This is a genomic window from Shewanella sp. S1-58-MNA-CIBAN-0166 (assembly GCF_040310085.1).
Lineage (GTDB): Bacteria > Pseudomonadota > Gammaproteobacteria > Enterobacterales > Shewanellaceae > Shewanella.
Map to the genome: position 1 here is coordinate 1 of NZ_JBEOPN010000119.1, position 284 is coordinate 284.

1 protein-coding gene is annotated in these 284 nt (G+C 45.1%); it reads left to right on the forward strand.

Annotated features, from left to right (window positions below; genetic code table 11):
- Window positions 1–284, forward strand: a 284-nt coding sequence (locus AAEY99_RS21335; RefSeq protein ID WP_351011968.1) for an aldehyde dehydrogenase family protein, incomplete at both ends; no start/stop codon positions are given.

The window sequence follows — 284 nt, forward strand, 5'->3', positions numbered from 1 at the left end:
GCCTACGGGTGTACTACTTGGCATTCAGCCTTGGAACTTTCCGCTTTACCAGGTAATTCGTTACAGCGCCGCTAATATTATGGCCGGTAACACCACAGTGTTAAAGCATGCCAGTAATGTATTTGGTATGGCCGAAAAAATTGAAACCTTGTTTAAACAAGCCGGATTTCCTGAGCACTGCTTTAGTAACCTACTTATTGATGGCAAAACAGCCAGCGCACTCATAGCGCATAAAGCGATTAGCGGCGTTACCTTTACCGGTAGCGATAGCACAGGTAAAAAAG